General features: G+C 45.8%; 4 protein-coding genes. 1 reads left to right on the top strand and 3 read right to left on the bottom strand.

Translation table 11 applies throughout. The features are described 5' to 3' along the window. Nucleotides 1-535: 535 nt before the first annotated feature. Nucleotides 536-1570, bottom strand: coding sequence for a 4-hydroxyphenylpyruvate dioxygenase (hppD, locus tag H579_RS0118355; protein WP_028301879.1), 1035 nt, complete (start codon nt 1568-1570; stop codon nt 536-538). Between the two features lie 263 nt (nt 1571-1833). On the opposite strand from hppD, the gene H579_RS0118350 reads away from it, so the two are divergent. Continuing rightward, nucleotides 1834-2715: a LysR family transcriptional regulator gene (locus H579_RS0118350; protein WP_028301878.1), complete on the top strand. Its 882-nt coding sequence runs from the start codon at nt 1834-1836 to the stop codon at nt 2713-2715. 161 nt (nt 2716-2876) lie between these two features. On the opposite strand, the gene H579_RS0118345 is transcribed toward H579_RS0118350, so the two are convergent. Both H579_RS0118345 and H579_RS0118340 read right to left on the bottom strand, forming a co-directional pair. Further along, on the bottom strand, nt 2877-3911 hold the full coding sequence (locus H579_RS0118345) for a SapC family protein (RefSeq protein WP_036566732.1): 1035 nt from the start codon (nt 3909-3911) through the stop codon (nt 2877-2879). Between the two features lie 650 nt (nt 3912-4561). Continuing rightward, the coding region (locus tag H579_RS0118340; RefSeq protein ID WP_028301876.1) for a transposase at nt 4562-4789 on the bottom strand (228 nt) is incomplete at its 5' end.

Raw genomic sequence — 4789 nt, 5'->3', positions numbered from 1 at the left:
GGGGTAATGACGGGGATTAAGAGATAGTGCTCGAATAAAGCTGGAAACACCGGCGTTATCGGCTCGGACAGTAAAGCCCATAAGAACGAGGCATAACCATAAGAATGTTCGTTTTCTTGAGCAAGCTGATTTTAAAGACTGGACAGCGGCAAACCACACCCACCATAATTTCATAGTCGCCTCCTGGTTTTTGGCCTGACTTTGGTTTGTGGTGAATTTAAGTCCAGACCATAAACTAGAGAGGCGTCAAGCTTATGCTTCCTCTATCGAGAACTTCGCACTGTCCAGTTATCTACTGAAAGTAAATAAGCGGCCCTAATGTTATTCCCGGTTCCTTATTTGCAAGAAATTGCACTTATTAGTCGAAACCGGGAAGTAAAAAACCGCACTCCCGCTTCTTATGGATAGCGGCGTACGGTTTTCTTTTGCATTGTAATGTTTCTTTTGCATTGTAATGTGCCGCATCCGTGGTAAAGAGCGACACATTAAGGGCGACTAAGGGAAGGAGCTTAATCTTATTTCTTAATCCTGTTCCTTAGATAACACCGCGACGCTCTTGGTCACGCTCGATAGACTCGAACAGCGCCTGGAAATTACCTTCACCAAAGCCCAGATTTTCTTTACGCTGAATCAGTTCGATAAAGATAGGGCCAAACAGGTTCTTGGTGAAAATCTGCAGCAGATAGCCTTTGTCATCGCCATCTACCAGTACCTGGTGATCCTGAATGCGTTTTGGATCTTCGGTTACACCTGGTACACGATTAAACACTTCTTCGTAGTAGTCGTCGTGAATATCCAGTGTATCAATGACATTACGATCCAGCTTATCCAGAGAGGCCAGCAGGTCATCGCTACGGAAGGCGATATGCTGTACACCTGGGCCATTATATTGGTTCAGGTACTCATCAATCTGGTTGTTGTTATCGTCTTTGCCTTCGTTAATCGGGATGCAGAAACTACCGTCTGGTGAACGCAGTGCGTAAGACAGCAGTGCGGTTTTCTGGCCCTTAATATCAAAGTAACGTACTTCGGTGAAACCAAATACTTCTTTGTAGAACTTGGCCCAGGTATCCATGGTGCCTTTGAAAACGTTATTGGTCAGGTGATCGATCTCAATAAAGCCCAGGTCTTCTACCACGTTTTTCTCTTCCAGATCGATAAAGTCCTGAGCGTAAATATTGCCTTTATCACCGAACTGATCGATCAGATAGATCAGGCTGTCACCAATACCGTAGATGGCAGGGTATGGCAGATCTGTGTCTTCAGGTTTCGCTGCTTTTGCGCCACGACGCACGGCTTCGGCTTGCGCTTCTTCAGCGTTATCTACACGCCAGCCCATGGAGCAGATAGCAGGGCCATGGCTTTTAGCGAAGTCGGCAGAAAAACCTTTCTTTTCACGATTCAGCAGGAAGTGAATATCCCGTTGGTTGTAGTACAGAATATCCTTTGTGGCGTGACGCTTGAGCTTAGAAAAGCCAAATGCACCGAATACATCATGCATGAAATCCGTATCCGGGCTGGCAAACTCAGTGAATTCAATACCGCGTAGGCCTAATGGATTTTGACTCATAATAAGCTCCTCTTATTTTTGTAATACGCTAGGTGTTGCTGAAAGATGCCGCTTCCAGCCATACCTGAACTGATTTTTATCTTATGTCTTATGGCGTCGATCAGCTTTGCTGACTCAGCTCAATGTTGTAATAAAGTTAGAAGCTTTGATGATCAAAAAAAAGCGGAATAAAATGATTAACTCCATCAGAAAATTTGATGTAGTGTAGAAGTCTTAGTGAGCAGCCTGGATGACAAGGGCTTAAAAGAGAATAAGAGATTGATATGGCACTGGATTTAGAGAGTCTGCGGGTATTATCTGCCGTCGTTTCCGAAGGAGGGTTTGCCAAGGCGGCAGAGAAACTGAACAAAACTCAGTCGGCAGTGAGCTATCAGATACAGAAGTTGGAACAGCGACTAGGTGCAGATCTGTTTGATCGTTCAGCGTATCGTGCTGAATTAACGCCTGTCGGCGAGCGTATTCTGACGGAGGGAGAGCGCCTGTTACAACAGGCAGAGCACGTGTCTCACCTGGTGGACCAGTTCTCTGCGGGCTGGGAGCCCCGGTTAGAGTTAGTCGTCGATGGTATGATGCCCAGTAAGGTGCTGTTGTCGGTATTGAAGGAGATGGTCAATCTTAATATCCCTACCCATGTCCAGCTGCGGGTGGAGTACCTGGGTGGAGTACAGCAACGCTTTGAACGGGGGGATGCTGAGCTGATGCTGGCTTTGGCCTATGAGCCCAGTAATCGCTATGTTGTGAATGCATTGAAACCGGTGGAAACACTGTTAGTGGTTGCGGCAGATCATGCTTTGGCCAGAGTAAACAATATCACCCTGGATACACTGCAACAGCATGTAGAACTGACAGTACATGATTCCAGTTATCTGAAAGCGCATGGCGGTTGGCAAACATTTGGGGGGGAGCGGGTCTTCTACCTGAGTGATTTTCGGGCCAAGCGGGAGGCGCTGACCATGGGTTTGGGCTATGGCTGGATGCCGATGACGATGATTCAGGATGAGCTGGACAGTAAGCAGTTAGTGGAACTGGATTATCAAGGTGGATCCCGGCATCAATACACCCCAGTGCTGATCAATCGAAGGGATCAGGCTTTAGGTCGAGCGGGTCAATGGTTGATAGAGAGATTGTTGGAGCGTTTTGGTTAAACGGTGACAGAGAAGACAGTAGAACGGTTTTGGTAAAGTGCAGAGCGGTTTGAGTAAAGAATGCAGAGCGGTTTGGGTAACCGCTCTTACAAAAGGCGAACAGCTCAACGATACTCATATGCACTGACAAAAATAATACAATCTAGAGCAAGCAGTACAGCTTAGCGCAACCAGCTGATCAAGGTGTTAGGAGAGCGTTCCAGCCATTCCGCCATTGCCTCCAACATATCAGCCTGTTGACTCTCCTTAGCCAGGCTCGTACGGGCTTCAGTCAGATTACTACTGCGTTTTCGGCCTTTTAGAGCTTCTGCGTCAACGGAGTAGGTATCGCATATTTGTTTGATAATACCCTCAACGCTGGTGGGTTTTACGGGCTTTTTTATCTTTTTCCTCTCAGAGGAGCTTTTAGCTTTCTTTTTTTCTTTGCCTGCTTTGTCGCCATCTGAAGCCTTGCTCTTTTTCTTAGCAGAATCTTTTTTCTTCTTTGTTTTCTCTTTGCCAGCTGTTTTGGCTTCCGCTTTCACGGCTTCATTGACCTGTTGGTTGCTGGCGTGTGCAGGGGCTGCTGCTTTCTGTTGAGGCTGGTCCTGAATGCTATGCTGCAGGCTGTTCAGATGAGCCTGGAGTAATTTTTTCAGGGTTGGTGACAGTTTATCCAGTACTGCTGGCTCAGGCTGTTTGTTCAGAATGAGGTAGTTACCATTTTCCGACAAAATATCCAGCTGATCCAGCTCCTGTAACAGCCTGCGGGTGTTGTTAAAAGCGCTGGCTACTTTTTTCGGTTGCGTCAAAAACGATCTTAACTTCTGCGTCGGTTTTTTCTTTGAGGTCACAAGCTTTTGGCCGGGACCTTTAAAATGTAACGCATCGGAATGATAGGCCAACTGAGCCTTATTATCGCTGACATTCACCCAGGTAAATGGATACATTGCCAGCAGTGTTGGTTTAATATTGACCGGCCATCTGCCCTGCTGGATCACATGTTTACCCTTTCGGGTAAGCATTATGCCGAGTTCCAGAGTGCCTTGAGCGTTTTTACGGAAAACGAGTGGAAGGACCTGGGCGAGTAATATCCCTTCATTGAAATGTACAGGTAGATATGGCCAGCGCGCTGCAAACTGGAATCCCGGCTCATCATGAAATGTTAAGGTATTGTTATCTAAAGAAAAGATTTGTAATGATTGTTTTTTAGTCATAGATGATTATTTATTGTTGCGGCGCAATCCTGCAGCCCTGGACATTAGTCTGTGTTTTCCGGTACAGGGCCTTCAATGCCTGAGACTCTGAAACCATTCAACCAAAGCGATAAATTTTAGGGCCACTATTCTAAGGGCTTTCCAGTCATTTTCCCAGTTTACTAAGTGATAGGGCTGGAAATGGAGGCCAAAGAAGATGGTGTGTGCACTAAAAGTGCTTATTATATGCCTCAACACGCATTTTTTTATTGTATGGTGTCAATGTGAACCCTATTAAGCGCTTTATTCAGGTAGAGCTGTTATCTCTTTCTCTAGTTTGATTCCTCCTCTGACAGCCCCGTTGGTAATAGAAACCACCTGTGCAGCATGAATATCTACCTCTTTTTTTACGCTGAAGCTATACCTACCAAGGTCTATCTCCTGGAGGATATAGTATTTCTTTGTTGCTTCTTGTTATCTTGTTTACCCTGGTGTTGTCCCCGTCTTTAGGGTCGTCTCTGTTGAGAAGAAACCCTTTGATAAACAGGTTTTTCCTGAAAAAACGACTAGCAGCCTGTCGGACTTAAGCTGTCAATAGGCTTAAAAATCAGAAAAAATTGCGATTTATGCAGGGATATTCCTATTTTTTGAGAATATCCCTGTTCAATACCTTATTTTAGGCGCAACTTGGCTATTCGTTTTAGATTCCAGGCCATACACACCAAGCTCCATTCTCCTGTCACTCCCTTCAGTCCTCGTAGCGAGAACTGACGGAAGCCCAAGACCGATTTGATAATACCGAAGACCGGCTCAACCGTTTGTTTACGTAAGGCATAGATCGCTCGTCCTGCCTTGGTCCTTAACTTATGTGCCATCTTCTCTGCTGGAGATGCCCTTGT

It is taken from the genome of Oceanospirillum beijerinckii DSM 7166 (genome assembly GCF_000422425.1).
GTDB lineage: Bacteria > Pseudomonadota > Gammaproteobacteria > Pseudomonadales > Halomonadaceae > Oceanospirillum > Oceanospirillum beijerinckii.
This window is presented reverse-complemented; position numbering and strand designations above follow the sequence as displayed.